Raw genomic sequence first — 22,016 nt, forward strand, 5'->3', positions numbered from 1 at the left:
CCGCGCTGCGCGCCGCCGGGGACGGCGGGGCGACGAGGAGCAGGAGGAGCGGGAGCCGATGCGGAAGTGGTCCGGGGTCACGTCCCTCGCGGTGGGGATCTTCGTGCTCATCACGATCGAGGAGCTGCCGATCGGCGTGCTCCCGGTGATGTCCGCGGAGCTCGGCATCCCCGAGGGGGTCGCCGGTCTCGCGGTCACCGTGCCCGGTCTCGTCGCGGCCGCGACCTCCGTGACGACCCCCGTCCTCGTGCGGGGCCTGGACCGCCGGCTCGTGCTGGTCCTCGCGCTGCTCTGCGTCGCGGCCTCGTCGCTGCTGACCGTCCTCGCCCCGGGCTTCGGCGTGGTCCTCGTGGCGCGGGTCCTCGCCGGGGTGTCGATCGGCCTGTACTGGGCGGTGCTGCCGATCGTCGCCGTGGGGCAGGTGGACCCCGCCCGGCACGCGACCGCCCTCACCCTCGCCTTCAGCGGCACCGGCGGCGCGCTCGTGCTCGGGGTCCCGCTCGCCACCTGGATCGGCACCCACCTGGGCTGGCGGGAGGCCTTCGCGGTGGTCGGCGCCGCCGCCCTCGTCATGGCGCTGCTTGTCGCGGTGCTCGTGCGGCCCGTGCGGGCGGCCGTCCCCGTGACCCCGGCGATGATGCGGGAGGCCGCGCGCGAGCGCGGGGTGCGCCACGCCGTCGGCCTCACGCTCCTGCTGATCGTCGCCCAGTTCGCCACCTACAGCTACGTGAGCCCGCTGCTGCAGGAGGCGGGGGTGCCGCTCGGGCGCACGGGCCTGCTCCTGCTGCTCTTCGGGATCGCGGGGATGATCGGGAACGTCGCGATCGCCCCGGTGATCCGCCGCCGCGGCGCCCCGACCGCCGTGCTCGTCGTCGCCGCAGGGCTCACGCTCTCCCTGCTCGCGGTCGCGGTGCTGCTGCGCACCCCCGTCGCGGCCGTGCTCCTGCTGCCCACGTGGGGGCTCTTCGCGGGAGCCGCCTCCGTCACCATCCAGTCCTTCGTGGACTCCGAGGCCGGGGCGCGCGTCGAGGAGGGCACGGCGCTGGACAGCGCGGCCTTCAACGTCTCGATCGCGCTCGGCGCGGCCCTCGGCGGAATCCTCCTGGAGACCGCGGGCCGTACCGGCATGCTCGCCGTCTCGGTGCTCCTCGGCGCCGCGGGCACCGCGCTCGTCGCCCGCTACCGGGCCCGGCCCGGGCCCCGCACGGCCTAGAGCACCCGGAAGCCCGACGGGGGAGCGGGGCGCGGTGCCCGCACCGTCACCTCGGTGCGCTCGACCCGCGCCGACGGCGGCCCGTGGCCGAGCCAGTCCACGAGCGACGCGACCTCGGCGGCCGGCCCCTCGACGTCGGCCTCGACGGTGCCTTCGAGCAGGTTCCGCACCGTCCCCGCGACACCGAGGCGCTCCGCCTCCTGCGCGGTCGCCCAGCGGAAGCCGACCCCCTGCACCCGGCCGTGCACCCGCACGACCCGGCGCAGGGCGTCGTCACCGCTCATTCGTTGTCGCCGCCGGTGTCCGCGATGGTGCCCTTCCCGGCGTCGGCCTCGTCGGCGTTGTCGTCCCACTGCCAGCCGGCGACCTCGGGGAGGTCCTCCCCGTGGGCGTAGGCGTGGGCGCGGGCGCGGATCCGCTCGTCCGCCATCCGCTGGCGCAGCCCGGCGGAGCGGGTGCCCAGGCCGTCCACGCGGTCGATCACGTCCATCACCAGGTGGAAGCGGTCGGTGTCGTTGCGCATGAGCATGTCGAAGGGCGTGGTGGTGGTGCCCTCCTCCTTGTAGCCGCGCACGTGGATCCGGCCGTTCCGGTCGTGGCGGTAGGCGAGGCGGTGGATGAGCCAGGGGTAGCCGTGGTAGGCGAACACGACGGGAACGTCCTTCCCGAAGATCCCGTCGAAGTCCTTCTCGGAGAGCCCGTGCGGGTGCTCGGAGTCGTCCTGCAGGCGCATCAGGTCCACGACGTTGACCACCCTCACCTTCAGCTCGGGCATCTCCTCGCGCAGGATCCGCGCGGCCGCGAGCACCTCGATGGTGGGGATGTCCCCGGCGCACGCGAGCACCACGTCCGGCTCCACGCCCTCGACCTCGGTGCCCGCCCAGTCCCAGATGCCCAGTCCGCGCGTGCAGTGCAGCACGGCCTCCTCCATCGTGAGCCAGTTCGGGTTCGGCTGCTTCCCGGCCACCACCACGTTCACGTACTGACGCGAGCGCAGGCAGTGGTCGTAGGTGGACAGCAGCGTGTTGGCGTCCGGCGGCAGGTACACCCGCACGATCTCCGCCTTCTTGTTGACCATGTGGTCGATGAAGCCAGGATCCTGGTGGCTGAAGCCGTTGTGGTCCTGCCGCCACACGTGCGAGCTGAGCAGGTAGTTCAACGAGGCCAGCGGCCGGCGCCACTCGATCTCGTTGGTGACCTTGAGCCACTTCGCATGCTGGTTCACCATCGAGTCGACGATGTGGATGAACGCCTCGTAGGAGGAGAACAGGCCGTGGCGCCCGGTGAGCAGGTAGCCCTCGAGCCATCCCTGGCACTGGTGCTCGGAGAGCATCTCCATCACGCGGCCGCTGCGCGCCAGGTGCTCCTCGAGGTCCTCGGGCACGAAGTCCGCGTTCCACTGCTTGTCCGTCACGTCGTAGACGGCCTGCAGACGGTTCGAGGCGGTCTCGTCGGGACCGAAGATCCGGAAGTTGTCCGGGTTCTGCGCCACCACGTCCCGCAGCCAGTCGCCCAGCACGCGGGTGGGCTCGGAGACGCTGCCGCCCGGGTGGGGGACGTCCACCGCATAGTCCTGGAAGGCCGGCAGACGCAGGGCGCGCAGCACCGCGCCGCCGTTGGTGATGGGGTTGGCGGACATCCGGTGCGTCCCCGTCGGCGCCGCCGCGGCGATCTCCGGTCGCAGGGCGCCGTCCTCGTCGAACAGCTCCTCCGCCCGGTAGGAGCGGAGCCAGGCGTCGAGGTCCGCGAGGTGCTCGTCAGTGTCGCGGGCGCTCGCGAGCGGCACCTGGTGCGAGCGCCAGGACCCCTCGGTCTTCTTCCCGTCGATCTGCTTCGGGCCGGTCCAGCCCTTGGGGGTGCGGAAGACGATCATCGGCCACGCGGGGCGCTCGTACTCCCGCCCGGCCTCCGCCGCCGCGGCGGCCTCCGCCTTGATCGCGGCGACCCGGTCCAGCACCTCGTCCAGCAGGGCGGCGAAGCGGGCGTGGGTCTCGAGCGGGTCCTCGTCGTCGAACCCGCCGGTGAACACGAACGGCTCGTGCCCGTAGCCGCGCATGAGCGCCTCGAGCTCCGCGTCCCCGATCCGTGACAGCACGGTCGGGTTGGCGATCTTGTAGCCGTTCAGGTGCAGGATCGGCAGCACGACCCCGTCGGAGTGAGGGTTGACGAACTTGTTCGAGTGCCACGAGGTGGCCAGCGGACCGGTCTCCGCCTCGCCGTCGCCCACCACGGTGAAGGCGATCTGGTCGGGGTTGTCGAACATCGCGCCGTAGGCGTGCGAGAGGGCATAGCCCAGCTCGCCGCCCTCATGGATCGAGCCCGGCGTCTCCGGTGCCACGTGGGAGGGGATGCCGCCCGGGAAGGAGAACTGCGTGAACAGGCGCTTGAGCCCGGCCTCGTCCTGCGTGATCGCCGGGTACGTCTGCGTGTAGGTGCCCTCGAGGTAGCTCGCCGCCACCAGCCCCGGGCCGCCGTGACCGGGGCCGGTCACGAAGATCGCGTTGAGGTCGCGCTGCGCGATCGCCCGGTTCGCATGGGCGTAGAGGAAGGTCAGGCCCGGGGTGGTGCCCCAGTGACCCAGCAGGCGCGGCTTCACGTGGTCCCGGGTGAGGGGGGTGCGCAGCAACGGGTTGTCCATGAGGTAGATCTGCCCCACGGAGAGGTAGTTCGCGGCGCGCCACCAGGCGTGGAGAGCGGTCAGCTCCTCCGTCGAGGGTGCGTGGGACGGAGAGTTCGGCCAGACGGTAGCGGTGTTCATGGTGCCTTCCTGGAGCAGGGGACCGGAAGCGGGCGGGAAGCGTCCGCGTCGCCAACGCTACGGCTCGAGGACGGTGAGGGGGAAGGCCTTCGGTCCCGGCGCCCTCCTCGCTCAGCGCGGGGCGATGACCGGCTCGCCGTCGGCCCCGCGGTGCATGACCTCCCGGCCGGACTGCCACACGCGCAGGGTCCGGTTCCGGACGTCGAGCGGATCGCCCTCCCAGAGCACGAGATCCGCCTCCTTGCCCACCTCGAGGCTGCCCACGCGGTCGTCGATCCCGAGCACCCGCGCAGGGTGCAGGGTGATCGCGGCGAGGGCGTCCGCGGGGTCCATGCCGTGCTTGACCGCGAGCGCCGCCTGGTGCACGAGGAACTCGATCGGCACCACCGGGTGGTCGGTGATGATCGAGACCTCCACCCCGGCGCGGGTGAGGATCCCCGGCGCGGCGGGGGTGCGGCGGCGCACCTCGACCTTCGAGCGGGAGACGATCAGCGGCCCGTACAGCACGGGCACCCCGGCGGCGGCGACCCGGTCGGCGATGAGGTGCGCCTCGGTGCCGTGGTCGAGCACGAGGTCGTAGCCGAACTCCTCGGCCAGGCGCAGCGCGGTGGCGATGTCGTCGGCCCGGTGGGAGTGCTGGCGCCACGGGATCTCGCGAGCGAGCACCCGCGCGAGCGCCGCGGAGACGAGGTCCACGTCCCGCTCCTCGGGGTCCTCCGCCGCCCAGGCGCGCGCCTTCGCGAGCGCCGTGCGGATCGTCAGCGCGACCCCGAGCCGGGTCGAGGGGGTCTGCTTCCTCTCGCCGTACACCCGCTTGGGGTTCTCGCCGAGCGCCGCCTTCAGCCCCGAGGGCTCGCGCAGCACCATCTCGTCCACGACCCGGCCGTGGGTGCGCAGCGCGACCGCGAGCCCGCCGATGGGGTTGCCGGAGCCGGGGTTGATGTTCACGGCGGTGACGCCACCGATGATCGCGTCGTCGAAGCCGAGGTCCAGCGGGTTGATCGCGTCGATCGCGCGGGCCGCGGCCATCACCGGATCGGTCATCTCGTTGGTGTCGTCCCCGGCCCAGCCCTCGCCCTCCTCGTGCACGCCGAGGTGCACGTGCGCGTCGACGAGGCCCGGGGTGAGCCAGGCGCCCGCGGCGTCGAGCACCTCCGTCCCGGGCGGCGGGGCCACGCCCGCGCCGAGCGCCGCGATCCGTCCGTCCTCGACGATCACGGTGCCGTCCACGGCGGGGGAGGAGACGGGCAGGAGGCGGGCGTTCGTGATCGCGAGGGTGCTCATCCCCGCACCCTTCCCCGGGGCGCGTCGCAGGTCAAGCGGGGTGAGCGCCCGTGACTAGAGTGTGCCCATGTCAGCGAAGAAGCAGAAGGACACGGAGGACCCTCCCCGCGGGGTGCTCATCGAGCCGGGCTGGACGGGCACCGTCCGCGACATCGATCCGCGCTCCACCCCGGGTTTCGACGGGAAGAAGAAGGACGGCCAGCAGCGGCTCACGGAGCTCGACGCCCCGATCGACGAGCTGCAGGAGCGGCTGTACGCCCAGTCCCGCGCGACCGGCGAGGGCCCCTCGGTGCTGCTCGTCGTGCAGGGCATGGACACCTCCGGCAAGGGCGGCATCATGCGCCACGTCGTGGGCGGCGTGGACCCGCAGGGCGTGCAGATCACCGGCTTCAAGGCACCCACCCGGGCGGAGAAGCGCCACGACTTCCTCTGGCGCATCCGCAAGCGCGTGCCCGGCCCCGGCATGATCGGCGTCTTCGACCGCTCCCACTACGAGGACGTGCTCATCCACCGCGTGCACGGCTGGGCCGACGGCAACGAGATCCGCCACCGGTACGCCGCGATCAACGCCTTCGAGAAGGAGCTCGTCGAGGCCGGGACGACGGTCGTCAAGGTCATGCTCCACCTCTCCCACGCGGAGCAGGGCGAGCGGCTCATGGAGCGGCTCGAGCGCCCGGACAAGCACTGGAAGTACAACCCCGGCGACGTCGACGAGCGGCTGCGCTGGGAGGAGTACATGGACGCCTACGACAAGGCGCTCGCGGCGACCTCCACCGAGGCGGCCCCTTGGCACGTGGTCCCCGCGGACCGCAAGTGGTACGCGCGGATCGCCGTGCAGCAGCTGCTGCTCGACGCCCTGCAGGGGATCGACCCGCAGTGGCCCGCGGCGGACTTCGACATCCGCGGCGAGCTCGAGCGTCTCACGGCGACCCTCGACTGACGGGTCCGGGCAGGGTGGGCGCGGAGCCGGCTTGAGGTTCCCCCGCACGGGGGTGAGGATGGGGGCATGGCTTCCATCACCTTCAAGAACACCCCCGTGACCACCGTCGGTGAGCTCCCCGCCGTCGGCTCCGCCCTGCCCGCCTTCGAGCTCGTGGGCCAGGACCTCGCCCCCGTCTCGAGCGCGGACCTCGCCGGCAAGCGCATCGTGCTGAACATCTTCCCGTCGCTCGACACCGGCACCTGCGCCCTGTCCGTGCGCGCCTTCAACGAGATCGCCGCCGGCCTCGAGGACACCGTCGTCGTCTGCGCCTCGAAGGACCTCCCCTTCGCGCAGGCCCGCTTCTGCGGCGCCGAGGGCATCGAGAACGTCGTCACCGGCTCCGCCTTCCGCTCCTCCTTCGGCGAGGACTTCGGCGTCACCATGCAGGACGGCCCGCTCGCCGGCCTGCTCTCCCGCGCGGTCGTCATCGCCGACGCCGACGGCACCGTCACCTACACCGAGCAGGTGGCCGAGGTCTCCGAGGAGCCCGACTACGAGGCCGCGAAGGCCGCCCTCGCCTGACATGGAGATCGATCTCGAGCGCGTGCGGGACGTGCTGGACGACGGCGGCGCCGCGGCCGGCACGTCCCGCGTGCTCGTGGACCGACTGTGGCCGCGCGGGGTGCGCAAGGACCGCCTCGTGCACGACCGCTGGGACAAGGACGTCGCCCCCAGCACGGAGCTGCGCACGGCTTTCCACGGCGGGGACCTGGGCTTCGAGGCGTTCGCGGAGCGCTACCGTGCCGAGCTCGCGGAGAGCGGCGCCGCCGAGGCGCTGCTCTCCGCCGCCCGGGAGGCCGGGACGGAGCGCCTGAGCCTCCTCTACGCCGCGGCCGACGCCGAGCACAACCACGCCCTCGTGCTGCGCGAGGTGCTCGAGGAGACGCAGGGCTCCCGGGACGCCTGAGCACCCCCGCCGTGGCCGGCGGTAGGGTCAGCGGCCGTGGATCCCCTCTCCCTGCTCGTCCTGCTGATCATGGGCACCCTCGCGGGCGCCATCAACGCGGCCGTGGGCTCGGGGTCCCTGCTGACCCTCCCCGTGCTGCTAGCCCTTGGGATCCCGCCGGGCACGGCCGTGCGCACCAACACGATCGGCATCCTCTTCTCGACGATCGGCTCGGTCACCGGGTACCGCCGCGAGATCGCCGCCGAGGGCCGCGCCCTGGTCCCGCTGATCGTCACGACGGCCGTGCTCGCCGCGACCGGCTCCGTGCTGCTGCTGCTCTCGCCCTCGGACGCGCTCGACGTGGTGGTGCCCGTCCTCATCGTGCTCGCGCTGCTGCTCGTCGTCCTCCAGAAGCCCATCACCCGGGCGATCGCCGCCCGACGCGCCGGCCGCGTGAGCGCGGAGCACTCCGGCAGCCCGTACCGCTCCCCGCCGCTGCTCGCGGCGATGGGCGGCGCCTCCGTCTACGGCGGGTACTTCACCGCCGCCCAGGGGATCCTCTACCTCGGCGTGCTCGGCGCCATCACGGGCAGGCCGATGGGCGAGGTCAACCACGTGAAGAACCTCGCGAGCCTCGTGGTCAACGCCGCCGCGGCCACGGTCTACCTCGTGGCGCACGTCGTGCTCGGCGTCGAGATCGTGTGGATCGCGACCGCCGCGATCGCCGTGGGCGCCCTGCTGGGCGGCTACTTCGGGGCGCGCCTCGCGAAGAAGCTGCCCGAGGGCGTGCTGCGCGGGATCATCGTCCTCGTCGCGATCGTGGCCCTCGTGCGGCAGGTGCTCTGAGCCCCGAGCCCGCCCCTCCGGCGGCGCTCACCGAAGGAAGGGCAGGACCTCCGCCAGCACGGGCTCCGCGGGGCTGAGCGTGCCGCCGTGGGTGCGGCCCGGCAGCTCCACGAAGCGGGCCCCGGGGATCACCGCGGCGGACTCCCGGGACTCCTCGCAGCGCGGGTGGTCGTCCCCGCCGGCCATCCACAGCGACGGGACCGCGAGCGCGCGCAGGTCCTCCTCGGGGATCGCGGGGGTCGCATCGGTCGCGGCGAGCAGGGCCGCCATCGCGGCCGGGTCCGCGGCGAGGAACGCCGCCCGGGTCGCCGCCCCCCGGCGGGAGGTGACCTCGGGGCCCAGGCCCTGCTCGGCGCAGAACTCCTCCATGCCGTGCTCGCGCACCGAGTCGATCACGCCCGGGTAGAACACCTGGTCGACGGCGCCGTGCTGGGCGGCAGCGCTCCCGCCGAGGCTCACCAGGCGGGTCACCCGTTCCGGGTGGCGCAGCGCCGCGGTGAGCGCGACCCTCGCGCCGAGCGAGTAGCCCACGAGCGCGGCACGGTCGATCCCCTCCGCGTCGAGCACGGCGATGAGGTCGGCGACGAAGGCGTCCTGGGTGTACGCGGCGGGATCGTCGGGCTTCCCGGAGCGGCCGTGGCCGCGGAGGTCCACCCGGATCACCCGGTGCTCCGCCGCGAGCGGGGCGAGGTAGCCGAGGCCCCGCCAGATCGCGCGGGAGAGCACCGATCCGTGCAGCAGCACCACCGGCGATCCCGCGCCGGTCACGTCGTAGCGCAGGTCGATGCAATCGACGGGGGAGGGGATGACGGGCACGGAGGATCCTTCCGGGACGGACCTGCCGGCCGGCCCGAGGGGCCGGCCGGCAGGCCTGAGGGGAGCGGGCGGTCAGAGGGCCGCGGCGATCTCCTCGAGGATGCGGTTGAAGGTCGCCGAGGGGCGCATGACGGCCGCGACCTTCTCGGGGTCCGGGCGGTAGTAGCCGCCGATGTCCACGGGGGAGCCCTGCACGGCCAGCAGCTCCGCGGCGATGGTCTCCTCGCCCTCGGTGAGCTCCTTCGCGATCGGCACGAACGCCGCCTGCAGCTCGGCGTCCTCGCTCTGCTGCGCGAGCTCCTGCGCCCAGTACAGGGCGAGGTAGAAGTGGCTGCCGCGGTTGTCGATCGAGCCGAGCTTGCGCTGCGGGGACTTGCCCGTGTTCAGCAGGGTCTCGGTCGCGCGGTCGAGGGCGTCGGCGAGGACGGCGGCGCGGGCGTTGTCCGCGGTGCGGGAGAGGTGGCGCAGGGATTCCGCGAGCGCGAGGAACTCGCCGAGGCTGTCCCAGCGCAGGTAGTTCTCCTCGACGAGCTGCTGCACGTGCTTGGGGGCGGATCCGCCGGCCCCGGTCTCGAAGAGGCCGCCGCCGGCCATGAGCGGCACCACGGAGAGCATCTTGGCGCTCGTGCCGAGCTCCATGATCGGGAAGAGGTCCGTGAGGTAGTCGCGCAGCACGTTGCCGGTCACGGAGATCGTGTCCTCGCCGCGGCGCACCCGCTCCAGGGTGTGCTTCGTCGCCGCGACCGGGTTCAGGATCCGGATGTCCAGGCCCTCGGTGTCCTCCTCGGCGAGGTACGTCTCGACCTTCGCGATGAGGTTGCGGTCGTGGGCGCGGGACTCGTCGAGCCAGAACACGGCCGGCATGCCGGAGAGCCGCGAGCGACGCACGGCGAGCTGGACCCAGTCGCGGATCGGGGCGTCCTTCGCCTGGCAGGCGCGGAAGATGTCCCCGGCCTCGACGTCGTGGCTCATGAGCACGGCGCCGGAGGCGTCGCGCACCTCGACCTTCCCGGCGGCGTCGAGCTCGAAGGTCTTGTCGTGGGAGCCGTACTCCTCGGCCTTCTGCGCCATGAGGCCCACGTTGGGGACGGTGCCCATGGTGGTCGGGTCGAAGGCGCCGTTGGCCTGGCAGTCCTCGATCGTCGCCTGGTAGACGCCCGCGTAGGAGGAGTCGGGGATGACGGCGAGGGTGTCCTGCTCGGCGTCGTCCGCGTTCCACATGTGGCCCGAGGTGCGGATCATCGCGGGCATGGAGGCGTCGACGATGACGTCGGAAGGGACGTGGAGGTTGGTGATGCCCTTGGCGGAGTTCACCATGGCGAGGGCGGGGCCGTCGGCGAGGTCCTGCGCGACGGCGGCCTTGACGCCCTCGCGGGTCGCCTCGTCGAGCGCCTCCACGCCGGAGAGGATGCCGGCGAGGCCGTTGTTGGCGGAGAGCCCGGCCTCGGCGAGCACGTCGCCGTACTGCGTGAAGAGCGTCGGGAAGAAGGCGCGGACGACGTGCCCGAAGATGATCGGGTCGGAGACCTTCATCATCGTGGCCTTGAGGTGCACGGAGAACAGCACGCCGTCGGCCTTCGCGGCGGCGATCTGCTCCTGGAGGAAGGCGTCGAGCGCAGCGGCGTGCAGGACGGTCGAGTCGACGACCTCGCCGGCGAGCACGGGCAGCTCCGCCTTGAGGACGGTCTCGGCGCCGTCGGCGGCAACGTGGAGGATCGAGAGGGTGTCCTCCTCCTCGAGGACCACGGACTGCTCGGAGTCGCGGAAGTCCTGGCCGTCCATCGTGGCGACGCGCGTGCGGGAGTCCGCGCTCCAGGCGCCCATGCGGTGGGGGTGGGTCCTCGCGAAGTTCTTCACGGCGAGCGGGGCGCGGCGGTCGGAGTTCCCCTCGCGCAGCACCGGGTTCACGGCGGAGCCCTTGACCGCGTCGTAGCGGGCGCGGGCGTCCTTCTCGGCCTCGGTCTCGGGGTTGTCCGGGTAGTCGGGGAGGTCGATCCCCTGGCCCTGCAGCTCGGCGATCGCGGCCTTCAGCTGCGGCACCGAGGCGGAGATGTTGGGCAGCTTGATGATGTTCGCCTCGGGGGACTTCGCGAGGTCGCCGAGCTCGGCGAGGGCGTCCGCCTCCCGCTGGTCCTCGGGCAGGAGGTCGCCGAAGGCCGCGACGATGCGGCCCGCGAGCGAGATGTCCCGGGTGGCGACGTCGATCCCGGCGGTGGTGGAGAACGCCTCGAGGATCGGCAGGAACGACGCCGTCGCCAGCATCGGCGCCTCGTCGGTATGGGTGTAGATGATGCGCGCCATGGTGTCGGGGGGCTCCCTCGGGTCGACGTGGCAGATGTCTTGACGTCAAGACTAATCGACAGCGCCTGGGCGGGGCCTCGGCGCCCGTCGGTCCGGACATGCCCACGGTACGGGAGCGGAGGAGCACGCGGGAGGGCTCGGCCGGGACCGAGGGCCGGGCTCCTCGGCCGGGCACCGGGCGCCGCTCCTAGACTGGCGCCCATGCCTGATCCCGCTCCCTTCCTCTCCGTCCTCGACCTGCGCGAGCGCAGCCTCAGCGCCGCGGAGCTCAGCGCCGCGCTGCCCCGCGCCGAGCTCGACGTCGAGGCCGCCGCCGCGGCGGTGCGCCCCGTCGTCGAGGACGTCGCCGCCCGCGGCGCCGCCGCCGTGCTCGACGCCTCCGAGCGCTTCGACGGGATCCGGCCGGAGCATCTGCGCGTGCCCGCCGCCGCGATCGAGCAAGCCCTCGCGGAGCTCGACCCGGCGATCCGCACCGCCCTCGAGGAGTCGATCGCGCGCGTGCGCGCCGTGGACTCCGCCCAGCGCCGGCCCGACGAGCGCGTCGAGGTGGTCCCCGGCGGCACCGTCACCCAGCGCTGGGTGCCCGTGCGCCGCGTGGGCCTGTACGTGCCGGGCGGCCGCGCCGTGCTCCCGAGCTCCGTGATCATGAACGTCGTCCCGGCGCAGGTCGCCGGGGTGCGGCAGATCGTCCTCGCCTCCCCGCCGCAGAAGGAGCGCGGGGGCCTCCCGGACCCCACGATCCTCGCCGCGTGCGCGCTGCTCGGCGTCACCGAGGTGATCGCCGCGGGCGGCGCCCAGGCGATCGCCCTGCTCGCCCACGGCGCGGAGGACCTCGGCGACGGCCGCGGCCTCGACGCGGTGGACATGATCACCGGTCCCGGCAACGTCTACGTCGCCGCCGCGAAGCGCCTCGTGCGCGGGCGGGTCGGCATCGACGCGGAGGCCGGCCCCACGGAGATCGCGATCCTCGCGGACGCCGAGGCGCACCCCGCCTACGTCGCCGCGGACCTCATCTCCCAGGCCGAGCACGACCCGATGGCCGCGAGCGTGCTCGTCACCGATGCACCGGAGCTCGTCGACGCCGTCGAGGCGGAGCTCGCGGAGCAGGTCGCGCAGGCCCCGCGCGCCGATCTGATCGCCGAGGCGCTGCGCGGCGAGCAGAGCGGCGTCGTGCTCGTGCGGGACGTCGAACAGGGGATCGAGGTCGTCGACTCCTACGGCGCCGAGCACCTCGAGATCCACACCGCGGAGGCCGCCGAGGTGGCCGCCCGGGTCACGAACGCGGGCGCCGTGTTCGTGGGCCCGCACGCGCCGGTGAGCCTCGGCGACTACGCGGCCGGCTCCAACCATGTGCTGCCCACCGGCGGCAGCGCGCGGTTCGGCGGCGGGCTCGGCGTGCAGACCTTCCTGCGCGGGATCCACGTCGTCGACTACGACGAGGCCGCGCTGAAGAGCGCCCGGCACGCCGCGACCACGCTCGCCGCCGCCGAGGGGCTGCCCGCGCACGGGCGCGCGATCGACATCCGCTTCGAGCGCTGAGCAGGGCGGGGGCGAGGCGCCCTCGCCGCTCCGGAGCGGTCCGGAGAATTCGGACACCTGACACCGGGCCGGGGAGTTGTGGGCTCCCCGGCCCTGCGCTACCGTTGCCGCTTGATGTAAGCGCTTCCATACGTGAGGCGCCGGCGCCGCGGGCCCCTCCCGACGGCGCCCCGGACGAAGGAGTCACCATGGATCGCCTCTCCCGCCGCGCGTTCACCGGCCTCGGCGTCACCGCCACCGCCGCCCTCGCCGCCTCCTGCGGCCGGCCCGACGCCGGCACCTCCGCCGGCGCCTCCGCGAGCGCCGAGCCCCTCGTCGACGGTCCCGCGACCGGCAGCCTCACCGTCTGGGCCATGGGCGCCGAGGGCGAGAAGCTCCCCGAGCTGCTCAAGGGCTTCCAGGAGCAGAACCCCGACGTCACCGTCGAGGTCACCCCCGTGCCCTGGGACAGCGCGCACGACAAGTTCACCTCCGCGATCGCCGCCGGCACCGCCCCCGACGTCGCCCAGGTGGGCTCCACCTGGATGGCCGAGTTCGTGGGCCTGGACGCCCTCGAACCCACCCCCTCCGAGATCGCGACCGACGACTACTTCGCCGGCGCGATCGACTCCGTCACCGTCGACGGCACCGTCTACGGGGTGCCCTGGTACGTCGAGACCCGCGTCGTCTTCTACCGCAAGGACCTCGCCGAGAAGGCCGGCATCACCGAGCCGCCCACCGACTGGGAGGGCCTGCTCGCCCTCGCCCAGGCCTTCCAGCAGAAGGCCGACGCCACCTGGGGCATCGCCCTCCAGCCCGGCGGCCAGGGATCCTGGCAGAGCCTCATGCCGCTCATCTGGTCGAACGGCGGCAACGTCGTCGACGAGGCCGGCACCGCGTTCACCTTCGAGTCCGCCCCCAACGAGGAGGCGCTCGCCTACTACCAGTCCTACTTCACCGAGAAGGTCGCCAACCCCGCCCCGGCGGACGGCGTCACCGAGCAGGACTTCGTCTCCGGCTCGGTCCCCATGTTCATCTCCGGCCCGTGGATGATGAGCGCCGTCGAGGCGCTCGGCGGGGGCGGCTTCGCCGACAAGTACGGCGTCTTCGTCATGCCGCAGAAGGAGACCAGCGCGAGCTTCCTCGGCGGCGCGAACCTCGGCGTCTTCCAGGGCACGAAGAACCGCGACGCCGCCTGGAAGCTCGTCCAGCACCTCTCCACCCCCGAGGTGCAGGTCGAGTGGTTCGGCCTCTCCACGGACCTCCCCTCCCTCCAGAAGGGCTGGGAGGACAAGGCCGTCGCCGCGAACGAGAAGTTCGAGGTGTTCCGGAAGCAGCTCGACACCGCCCTCGCCCCGCCCGTCATCGGCACCTGGGAACAGGTCGCCGCGAAGTTCGACGCGCAGATCGAGGAGGTCTGCAAGAACGGCCTCGCCCCCGCGGACGCGCTGGCGACCACCCAGTCCGAGGCCCAGGGCATCGGCACCGGGGCCTGAGATGACGAGCTCCACCGCGCCGGCGCCGGCCTCCGCCTCCGCCCCCGCCCGCCGCCGCTCGCGCCGCGGCGGTGCGGAGGCCCGGGCCGGGCTGCTGCTGGCCCTGCCCTTCGTGGTCCTCTTCCTCGTGTTCACGGCCTGGCCGGTGCTGCAGTCGATGATCATGTCCTTCACGGACATGCGGATCTCCGACATCCGCAGCCCCTTCGCCGTGAACTTCGTGGGCCTGCAGAACTACCTCACCGCCTTCGAGGACCCGGTGTTCCGCCGCGCGGCCCTCAACACCGCCGTCTTCGTGCTGCTTGGCGTGCCGCTGACGATCATCGCCGGGCTCGCCGCCGCGATCGCCCTGGACAAGGGCGTCGGGAAGCTCCGGGCCGTGTTCCGGGTCGGCTTCTACACCCCCGTCATCACCTCGATCGTCGCGGTCGCCGTGGTCTGGCGCTTCCTCCTCCAGCCCGAGAACGGCCTCGTCAACACCGTGCTCGGCTGGGTCGGGATCGACGGCCTGCACTGGCTCGGCGACCAGCGCACCGCGCTGCTCTCGCTCGTGATCATGGCGGTGTGGCGCAACTTCGGCACCTCGATGGTCATCTTCCTCGCGGGCCTGCAGGCCGTGGACCGCCAGCTCCACGAGGCCGCCGCGCTCGACGGCGCGAACGCCTGGCAGCGCTTCCGCAGCATCACGGTCCCCTCGATCCGCCCCACGCTGCTCTTCGTGCTCGTGACGACGTCGATCGGCTACCTGCAGTTCTTCGAGGAGCCCTTCGTCATGACGAACGGCGGGCCGCTCAACTCGACGATCTCCGCCTCGATGTACACCTACAGCCAGTTCGGCTTCGGCAACTACGGGGTCGCGGGCGCCATGGCGTACCTGACCTTCCTCGTCATCGCGATCGTCACCCTCGTCCAGTTCCGCCTCATGAGGGAGAAGTGATGATCGAACGTCGCCGCCCCGTCCTGACGTACATCGTCCTCACCGTCTTCCTGCTCCTGGTCATCACGCCTTTCGTGTGGATGATCCTCGGCAGCCTCAAGACCCAGGGGGAGCTGCTGCGCACCCCGCCCACCTGGTGGCCCGAGCAGCCCACGCTGGACAACTTCCGCCGCCTGTTCGAGCGGCCCTTCGGGCGCTACTTCACCAACTCCGCCGTCGTCGCCGTGGTCGTCACCGCCGGCAACCTCGTGCTCAGCTCGATGTTCGGCTATGCCCTCGCGCACCTGCGCTTCCCGGGCAAGAGGATCCTCTTCGGCATCGTGCTCGCGTGCCTCATGATCCCGGGACTCGTCACCTTCATCCCGCAGTACGTGCTCGTGGTGAACATGGGGCTCGCCAACACGATCCCTGCGCTGATCCTGCCGTTCCTCGTGCAGCCGTTCAGCGTGTTCCTCATGCGCCAGTTCTTCCTCGGCATCCCGCGCGAGCTGCTCGAGGCGGGACGGATCGACGGCGTGGGGGAGATCGCGATCTTCTTCCGGATCTACCTCCCGCTCGCGGGCCCCGCCTTCGCGACCCTCGGAATCCTCACGTTCCTGGGCTCCTGGAACAACTTCCTGTGGCCCCTCGTGGTCTCCTCCTCGGAGAGCACGTACACCCTGCCCGTCGCCCTCGCCCTCATCTCGACCGGTCAGAACGAGACGGACTACGGGCTGCTGCTCGCGGGCGCCACGCTCATCGTGCTGCCGATCCTCGTAGTCTTCCTCTTCTTCCAGCGCCACTTCATCCAGGGCATCGCCACGACCGGCATCAAGTGATCCCCCGGGGCCGACGGGGACCCCGTCTCCGTCGGCCCCGGTCGTCGGCCCCCGGGCCGGCACCCGGTCGTCCGGCCCCGGGCGACCGTCCGTCCCCTCCGGCAGCAGGACCCGCCGGTGCACCACCCCAGACGACGACGTCGAAGGAGCACCCCGTGCACGCCGCATCCCCCCGCCCCGACCGCCGCCCCGCCTTCCCCTGGCAGGGCACCGACCGCGCCGCGCCCGGACCGGGCCGTTCCGAGCGCGCCCACGCCGCCCCCGGGCGCCTCACCCGCCGGGGCATGCTCGGCGCCGTCCCGCTGCTCGGCGCCGGGGGAGCCCTCGCCGCCGCGGCGCCCGCCTCTGCCGCTCCCCCCGCACCCGCGGCACCGGCCGCCCCCCGCGCGGAGGAGCGGGAGCGGACCCTGCGCCGCTGGGCCGCGGACACGTGGCGCTCCCTCGACGCCATGACCCACCCCGGCACCGGCCTCGCCGCGGACAACATCGGCGCGGACCTCGCCACCCGCTCCGGCTACACCTCGCCCACGAACATCGGCGGCCTGCTCTGGTCCACGCTCGTGGCCCGCGAGCTGGGACTCATCACCCCCGGCGAGTCCCGCCGCCGCGTCGCCCGCACGCTGCGCACCCTCGCCGCGATGGAGCGCCACGAGCCGTCGGGCATGTACGTCAACTGGTACGACGAGGCCGACGGGTCGATCCTGCGCACCTGGCCCGGCTCCGGCGACGTGGTCGTCCCCTTCGTCTCGAGCGTCGACATGGGCTGGCTGGGCGCCGCCCTGCGCGTCGTCGCCGAGGCGGACCCCTCGAACCGTCGCGCCGCCCGCGCGCTGGCCGACGCCATGCGCTGGGACGTCTTCCTGGACCGCGAGGTCGAGGCGCAGCCCGGGCAGGTCGTCGGCGGGTTCTGGCTCGAGGACCCGTCCCGGGACGGCGTCACCGCCTCCGCCCCCTGGAACGGGGTGGGCGGCGAGGACGTCTGGTACCACGCGACCCACCACTACGACACGGCCGTCTCCGAGGCGCGCATGGTCACCTACCTCGGGATCGCCGCGGGGCAGCTCCCCGCGGGCGTCTACTTCACGACCTTCCGCACCTTCCCGCCGGACTGGACCTGGCCCGAGACGGCGCCGGTCGGGGAGTGGGCCACGTACGAGGGCGTCGACGTCTTCGAGGGCGCGCACCCCTACCGCGGCATGCACGTCGTGCCCGGCTGGGGCGGCTCCATGTTCGAGGAGCTCATGCCGGACCTCTTCGTCCCCGAGGCGGAGTGGGCCCCGGACAGCTGGGGCGTGAACCACCCGCTCCACGTGCGCGCCCAGCGCGAGCACGGGCTCGACGAGGCCGGCTACGGCTACTGGGGCTTCTCCCCGAGCTCCGACCCGCACGCCGGGTACCGCGAGTACGGCGTCGACGCGCTCGGGCTGAACCCCACCGGCTACTTCTCCGACGCCGCCGGCACCGACTGGCACGCCGGCGAGGACTATCCCCGCGGCCTCGACGGGGTCGTCACCCCGCACGCCGCGGCGCTCGCCCTCCAGTACGAGCCCGAGGCCGCCTTCGCGAACCTCTCCCGGATCGAGACGGAGCTCGGCGCCTACGGGGAGGGCGGCTTCCACGACGCCGTCGCCGTGGGCACGGGCGTGCGCGCGGAGCGGCACCTCTCCCTGGACCAGTCGATGATCATGGGGGCGCTCGGCAACGTGCTGCTCGGCGGGATCCTCCACGACTGGTTCGGGAGGCCCGCCGTCGAGGAGGCGCTGCGGCCCGTCATCGCGCAGGAGCGCTTCGGCGCAGCGGGCTGACCTCGCCCCGCTGTGAGGTCGTGGCGCCTCTCAGCCGCCGAGGACCCGCAGGTCGATCGTGATCCGCCGCGCCGCGCCGTCCTCCCGGCGGTCGACGGTGAGCAGGACGCGGTCGCCCTGCGCGGGCCGGCTCGCCGCGGCCTCCTCCGGCGGGAGGTGCAGCGGCGGTCCGGTGACGGAGGCCGGATCGACGTCCACGACCCAGCGGTGGCACCGCCACGGCGGGCCGGGGGTGCCGTGCGGGGCGGCCTCGTGCTCGCCCTCGTCGCGGAGCGTCGTGACGAGCGCGCCGCGGCCGAGGGTGAGGGACGGCGAGAGCAGCCACAGCCGGGCGAGCTCGTTCCGGCCGGTGACGTCGAGCTCGACCCCGGCGGGGTCGTCCTCGACGGTCACCGTCGTGGTCGCGTCGACCGCCGCGGCGGTGACGGCGGGGAAGGCGATGATCCCGTGACCGCCCTCGTCCACCTCCTCGGGGGACAGGGCGCGATCGCGGCGCGTGTCGCCGGTGTCGACGCAGAACTCGCCGTGCAGCACGGGGCGCCTCAGGCGGTGGGCTCGGGCTCCACGGGGGCGGGGCGGCGCTCGGCGCGGGTCGCCCACAGGGCGACGGCGCGCCAGCCGAGCATGAGCACCCCGGTGAAGATGGCGGAGACGATCACGAAGGACACCTCGGTGCCTGCCCCGAAGAGGGTGCGCACGGCCATCGCGGTGACGATCGTGATCGCCCAGATCATCACGCCGTGCGGCCACAGCCGGAACGGGTGCCGCCAGGCCCGCAGCACGAGGTGCCCCAGCAGGGTGCCCAGCGCGTAGGGCCAGCCCACCTGGGCGATGTTCTCCATGGAGAGCGAGAGGTCGTGCTGGAACAGTCCGATCGCCACGAACAGCAGGATCACGAGGAGATCGGCCACCAGGGCACCGAAGGAGCGGAACATCCCCCCAGGGTAGCCACGTGCTCGGTGCGGGGACGGGGACGGAGGGCCCCGCACGGTGTGGGACGTGCCGCATCGCGCGGCGGCGACGGGGCCCGGACGACCCCCTCCGCACGGCCGGTGGACCTCTACCATGGAGCCATGCCCGTCGACACCCCTCAGGACCAGGCCGTGCCTGCGTCCCTCTCCAGCACGGCGCGCCCCGGCATCCCGGCGCGACGCGACGACCTCGCGGGGGAGGAGCCCTACGGCGCTCCCCAGATCGACGTGGCCCATCTGCTGAACGTCAACGAGAACCCCTTCGGGCCCTCGGCCGCGCTCGCCGCGGACATGGGCGCCGCGGTCGCCGAGGCCGCCGCGGGCCTGCACCGCTACCCGGACCGCGAGTTCACGGCCCTGCGCGAGGACCTCGCGGCCTATCTCGCCGCCGAGTCCGGCATCCCCGCCCCGCCGGCGGAGACCGTGTGGGCCGCGAACGGCTCCAACGAGGTCATGCACCAGCTGCTGCTCGCCTACGGCGGGCCCGGGCGCACGGCCCTCGGCTTCACCCCGCACTACTCGATGTACCCCGAGTACGCGCGGGACACCTTCACCCGCTGGGTCACCGCGGAGCGCGGGCCCGCCCCGGACTTCGCCCTGACCGCCGCGCAGGTCACCGCGGCGATCGCCGAGCACCGGCCGCAGATCCTCGTGCTCACGAGCCCCAACAACCCCACCGGCACCGCCCTCGACCCCGCCGTCGTGCGCGCCGCCGCGGAGGCCATGCTCGCCGCGGGCGGGCTGCTCGTCGTCGACGAGGCCTACGGGGAGTTCCGCCGCGACGGCGTCCCGAGCGCCCTCGAGCTGCTGCCCGAGTTCGCGAACCTCGTCGTCACCCGCACCATGTCGAAGGCCTTCGCGCTCGCCGGCGGCCGGATCGGCTACCTCGTCGCGGATCCCGCGATCGTGGACGGCGTGCGGATCGTGCGCCTGCCCTACCACCTCTCCGCCGTCACCCAGGCCGTCGCCCGCACCGCCCTCGCCCACCGCGAGGAGCTGCTCTCCCAGGTGGCGACGCTGCGGGAGGAGCGGGACGCGCTCGCCGCCCATCTCACGGAGCGCGGCCACGTCGTCGCCCCGTCGGACGCCAACTTCATCTTCTTCCAGCCCCTCCTGCGCACCGCCGCGGACCGCCACGCGGTGTGGCAGGCGCTGCTCGATCGCGACGTGCTGATCCGCGAGGTGGGGCCGCAGCCCTGGCTTCGGGTCTCGATCGGCACCCCGGAGGACAACGCCGCATTCCGCACCGCCCTCGAGGAGGCAGACCCCCGATGACCACCGCCCCCGCGCGTCCCGCGCGCACCGCGAGCATCACCCGCACCACCCGCGAGTCGAGCATCGAGCTGAGCCTCGACCTCGACGGCACCGGCCAGGTGGACGTGTCCACCTCCGTGCCCTTCTTCGACCACATGCTCACCGCGCTCGCCACCCACGCGCGCTTCGACCTCACCGTGCGCGCCACCGGCGACACCCACATCGACGTGCACCACACCGTCGAGGACACGGCGATCGTGCTGGGCCAGGCGCTGCGCGAGGCGCTCGGCGACAAGAAGGGCATCGCCCGCTTCGGCGACGCGATGGTCCCGCTCGACGAGGCGCTCGCGCAGGCCGTCGTGGACCTCTCCGGCCGCCCCTACTGCGTGCACACCGGGGAGAGCGAGGCCCAGGCCCTGCACCTCATCGGCGGCCACTTCACCGGCTCGCTGACCCGCCACGTGCTCGAGTCCATCGCCCACCACGCCGCGATCTGCCTGCACGTGCGCGTGCTCGCCGGCCGCGATCCCCACCATGTCGTAGAGGCCCAGTTCAAGGCACTCGCCCGTGCGCTCCGCGCGGCCTGCGCCTTCGACGACCGCGTCCTCGACGTCCCCTCCACGAAGGGAGCCCTGTGACCACCGCCGACCGACCCGACCCCCAGCAGCCCGAGGAGAACCCCTCCGGCGACGGCTCCCACGACATCGACGCCGAGTTCGCGCGGCTCACCGCGGGCCTCGGCCTCGGCGACGAGCCGCTGACCGTCGACGACGTGCTCGCCGAGTCCGCCGAGGAGGAGGAGCCCGCGATCGCCGTGGTCGCGACCTCCGTCGCCTCCGCGAAGGCGCTCGCGGGCGCGATCCGCCTGGGCCGCGAGGCCCGCACCGACGGGATCGACATCCCCGGCGGCACCCGCACCCTCGACACCGAGACCGGCGCGATCGCCGTGGGCGAGCTCAAGGAGCAGCTCGCCCACGACCTCGCCGCGATCACCTCCACCGCCCTGCAGCGCACCGGCCTGGTGCTCTTCTGGCGCCGCGGGGACCGCATGACCGCGACCCGCTACAAGGCGGGGGAGCGCGGCGAGGACGTCTCGCCCGCGATCGTGCTCGGCGCCGTCGCGGACGAGGTCGAGCAGCTGCTGCTGGGCGCCCTCACCCTCGACGAGCTCGGCGAGGGCATCGACCCCTCGACGCTCACGCGCAACGAGGCGCTCTCCTGGATCTCGAAGAAGAAGCGCTGATGACGACCGCTCCTGAGGTCGTGGTCCTCGACCACGGCTCCGGCAACGTGCGCTCCGTGGTGCGCGCCCTCGAGGCCGCCGGTGCGCACGTGCAGCTCACCGCGGACCGCGAGGCGGCCCTCGCGGCCGACGGCCTCGTCGTCCCCGGCGTGGGCGCCTATGCGGCGACCATGGAGCAGGTGCTCGCCGTGGGCGGCGACCGGATCGTCGAGCGCCGCCTCGCGGGCGGCCTGCCGGTGCTCGGCATCTGCGTGGGCCTGCAGATCATGTTCGCCGCCGGCACCGAGCACGGGGTGCGCAGCAAGGGCCTGGACCAGTGGCCCGGCGAGGTCACCCGGCTCGAGGCGGAGATCGTCCCGCACATGGGCTGGAACACCGTCGAGAGCCCCGAGGGCTCCGTCCTGTTCGACGGCGTCGCCGAGGAGCGCTTCTACTTCGTGCACTCCTACGCGGCCCGCAGCTGGGAGCTCGACAGCATCGGCCCCCTGACCCCGCCGCTGGTGACCTGGGCGGAGCACGGCGGCGACCGCTTCGTCGCCGCCGTCGAGAACGGCGCGCTCACCGCGACCCAGTTCCACCCCGAGAAGTCCGGCGCGGCGGGCGCGCGCCTGCTGCGCAACTGGCTCGCGGCCCTCCCGCGCCGCGGGGCCGGGGACGAGGGGACCGCCCCGTGATCCTCGCCTTCCTCATGCTCTTCGCGGGCGGCCTGCTGCTCGGCGGCGCCTGGTCCTTCCTCCGCTCGAAGAAGCCGCTGTGGTCCGTCATCGCCCTCGCGGTGGTGGGCCTGGTGTGCCTGGGCGTCTCGATCTGGCGCATCCAGACCGGCTGACCGCCGCCCCTGCCGCCCCACCGTTCCTCACCCCCACAGTCCTGACCAGGAGACACCCC

General features: G+C 73.2%; 22 protein-coding genes. 15 read left to right on the top strand and 7 right to left on the bottom strand.

Features of this window, described 5'->3' with window-relative positions; genetic code table 11:
• Positions 1-58: 58 nt before the first annotated feature.
• Positions 59-1,213, top strand: a complete 1,155-nt coding sequence (locus C1N80_RS07840) for an MFS transporter (RefSeq protein WP_137770254.1) — start codon at positions 59-61, stop codon at positions 1,211-1,213.
• Here the strand turns inward: C1N80_RS07840 and C1N80_RS07845 are convergent.
• The 3 genes from C1N80_RS07845 to C1N80_RS07855 all read right to left on the bottom strand — a co-directional run bounded on the left by C1N80_RS07845 (position 1,210) and on the right by C1N80_RS07855 (position 5,255).
• Positions 1,210-1,497 (bottom strand): acylphosphatase, encoded by a 288-nt coding sequence (locus C1N80_RS07845; protein WP_137770255.1) that lies wholly within the window; start codon positions 1,495-1,497, stop codon positions 1,210-1,212. The genes C1N80_RS07840 and C1N80_RS07845 overlap by 4 nt on opposite strands.
• Complete coding sequence (locus C1N80_RS07850) at positions 1,494-3,971, bottom strand: phosphoketolase (protein ID WP_137770256.1); 2,478 nt, start codon at positions 3,969-3,971, stop codon at positions 1,494-1,496. Before C1N80_RS07850 ends, C1N80_RS07845 begins: the two co-directional genes overlap by 4 nt.
• A 111-nt stretch (positions 3,972-4,082) precedes the next feature.
• Positions 4,083-5,255: an amidohydrolase gene (locus tag C1N80_RS07855; RefSeq protein WP_137770257.1), complete on the bottom strand. Its 1,173-nt coding sequence runs from the start codon at positions 5,253-5,255 to the stop codon at positions 4,083-4,085.
• A 67-nt stretch (positions 5,256-5,322) separates the two neighbouring features.
• On the opposite strand from C1N80_RS07855, the gene C1N80_RS07860 reads away from it, so the two are divergent.
• The 4 genes from C1N80_RS07860 (at position 5,323) to C1N80_RS07875 (ending at position 7,969) form a co-directional block, all read left to right on the top strand.
• Positions 5,323-6,195: a polyphosphate kinase 2 family protein gene (locus C1N80_RS07860; RefSeq protein ID WP_137770258.1), complete on the top strand. Its 873-nt coding sequence runs from the start codon at positions 5,323-5,325 to the stop codon at positions 6,193-6,195.
• Between the two features lie 66 nt (positions 6,196-6,261).
• Positions 6,262-6,759 carry a thiol peroxidase gene (gene tpx, locus C1N80_RS07865; protein ID WP_137770259.1) on the top strand — a complete coding sequence of 166 codons (498 nt, stop codon included), beginning with the start codon at positions 6,262-6,264 and terminating at the stop codon, positions 6,757-6,759.
• 1 nt (position 6,760) lies between these two features.
• Positions 6,761-7,144 (top strand): DUF488 domain-containing protein, encoded by a 384-nt coding sequence (locus C1N80_RS07870; RefSeq protein WP_137770260.1) that lies wholly within the window; start codon positions 6,761-6,763, stop codon positions 7,142-7,144.
• A gap of 36 nt (positions 7,145-7,180) precedes the next feature.
• Positions 7,181-7,969: a sulfite exporter TauE/SafE family protein gene (locus tag C1N80_RS07875; RefSeq protein ID WP_137770261.1), complete on the top strand. Its 789-nt coding sequence runs from the start codon at positions 7,181-7,183 to the stop codon at positions 7,967-7,969.
• A 27-nt stretch (positions 7,970-7,996) separates the two neighbouring features.
• On the opposite strand, the gene C1N80_RS07880 is transcribed toward C1N80_RS07875, so the two are convergent.
• Together C1N80_RS07880 and C1N80_RS07885 are read right to left on the bottom strand one after the other, a co-directional pair.
• Positions 7,997-8,785: an alpha/beta fold hydrolase gene (locus C1N80_RS07880; protein ID WP_137770262.1), complete on the bottom strand. Its 789-nt coding sequence runs from the start codon at positions 8,783-8,785 to the stop codon at positions 7,997-7,999.
• A gap of 72 nt (positions 8,786-8,857) precedes the next feature.
• Complete coding sequence (locus C1N80_RS07885; protein WP_137770263.1) at positions 8,858-11,086, bottom strand: NADP-dependent isocitrate dehydrogenase; 2,229 nt, start codon at positions 11,084-11,086, stop codon at positions 8,858-8,860.
• A gap of 201 nt (positions 11,087-11,287) precedes the next feature.
• Between C1N80_RS07885 and hisD the strand changes: the two genes are divergently transcribed.
• The 5 genes from hisD (at position 11,288) to C1N80_RS07910 (ending at position 17,660) form a co-directional block, all read left to right on the top strand.
• Complete coding sequence (hisD, locus tag C1N80_RS07890) at positions 11,288-12,625, top strand: histidinol dehydrogenase (RefSeq protein WP_137770264.1); 1,338 nt, start codon at positions 11,288-11,290, stop codon at positions 12,623-12,625.
• A 188-nt stretch (positions 12,626-12,813) separates the two neighbouring features.
• Entirely contained in the window at positions 12,814-14,100 is a 1,287-nt protein-coding gene (locus tag C1N80_RS07895) for a sugar ABC transporter substrate-binding protein (RefSeq protein WP_137770265.1), read from the top strand.
• Between the two features lies 1 nt (position 14,101).
• Entirely contained in the window at positions 14,102-15,037 is a 936-nt protein-coding gene (locus C1N80_RS07900) for a carbohydrate ABC transporter permease (protein ID WP_137770266.1), read from the top strand.
• Positions 15,037-15,855, top strand: coding sequence for a carbohydrate ABC transporter permease (locus C1N80_RS07905; protein ID WP_137770267.1), 819 nt, complete (start codon positions 15,037-15,039; stop codon positions 15,853-15,855). Before C1N80_RS07900 ends, C1N80_RS07905 begins: the two co-directional genes overlap by 1 nt.
• Before the next feature lie 284 nt (positions 15,856-16,139).
• Entirely contained in the window at positions 16,140-17,660 is a 1,521-nt protein-coding gene (locus C1N80_RS07910) for a glucoamylase family protein (RefSeq protein ID WP_137771701.1), read from the top strand.
• Between the two features lie 30 nt (positions 17,661-17,690).
• Here C1N80_RS07910 and C1N80_RS07915 read toward each other — a convergent pair whose 3' ends face one another.
• Together C1N80_RS07915 and C1N80_RS07920 are read right to left on the bottom strand one after the other, a co-directional pair.
• On the bottom strand, positions 17,691-18,194 hold the full coding sequence (locus C1N80_RS07915) for a hypothetical protein (RefSeq protein WP_137770268.1): 504 nt from the start codon (positions 18,192-18,194) through the stop codon (positions 17,691-17,693).
• Between the two features lie 8 nt (positions 18,195-18,202).
• Entirely contained in the window at positions 18,203-18,595 is a 393-nt protein-coding gene (locus tag C1N80_RS07920) for a DUF3054 domain-containing protein (RefSeq protein ID WP_137770269.1), read from the bottom strand.
• Positions 18,596-18,733: 138 nt separating this feature from the next.
• Here C1N80_RS07920 and C1N80_RS07925 point away from each other — a divergent pair, with 138 nt between their 5' ends.
• The 5 genes from C1N80_RS07925 to C1N80_RS15515 are packed head-to-tail and all read left to right on the top strand — an operon-like array spanning position 18,734 to position 21,957.
• Positions 18,734-19,906, top strand: coding sequence for a histidinol-phosphate transaminase (locus C1N80_RS07925; protein ID WP_137770270.1), 1,173 nt, complete (start codon positions 18,734-18,736; stop codon positions 19,904-19,906).
• A complete protein-coding gene (gene hisB / locus C1N80_RS07930; RefSeq protein ID WP_137770271.1) occupies positions 19,903-20,523 on the top strand; it encodes an imidazoleglycerol-phosphate dehydratase HisB in 621 nt (206 codons plus the stop codon). The genes C1N80_RS07925 and hisB overlap by 4 nt, the downstream gene beginning before the upstream one ends.
• Entirely contained in the window at positions 20,520-21,128 is a 609-nt protein-coding gene (locus C1N80_RS07935) for a hypothetical protein (protein ID WP_137770272.1), read from the top strand. The genes hisB and C1N80_RS07935 overlap by 4 nt, the downstream gene beginning before the upstream one ends.
• Positions 21,128-21,802 carry an imidazole glycerol phosphate synthase subunit HisH gene (hisH, locus tag C1N80_RS07940; RefSeq protein ID WP_137770273.1) on the top strand — a complete coding sequence of 225 codons (675 nt, stop codon included), beginning with the start codon at positions 21,128-21,130 and terminating at the stop codon, positions 21,800-21,802. The genes C1N80_RS07935 and hisH overlap by 1 nt, the downstream gene beginning before the upstream one ends.
• Positions 21,799-21,957 (top strand): hypothetical protein, encoded by a 159-nt coding sequence (locus C1N80_RS15515; protein WP_168198061.1) that lies wholly within the window; start codon positions 21,799-21,801, stop codon positions 21,955-21,957. The genes hisH and C1N80_RS15515 overlap by 4 nt, the downstream gene beginning before the upstream one ends.
• The last annotated feature ends 59 nt before the right edge of the window (positions 21,958-22,016 follow it).

The sequence above is a fragment of the Brachybacterium sp. SGAir0954 genome (assembly GCF_005490785.1).
Taxonomy (GTDB): domain Bacteria; phylum Actinomycetota; class Actinomycetes; order Actinomycetales; family Dermabacteraceae; genus Brachybacterium; species Brachybacterium rhamnosum.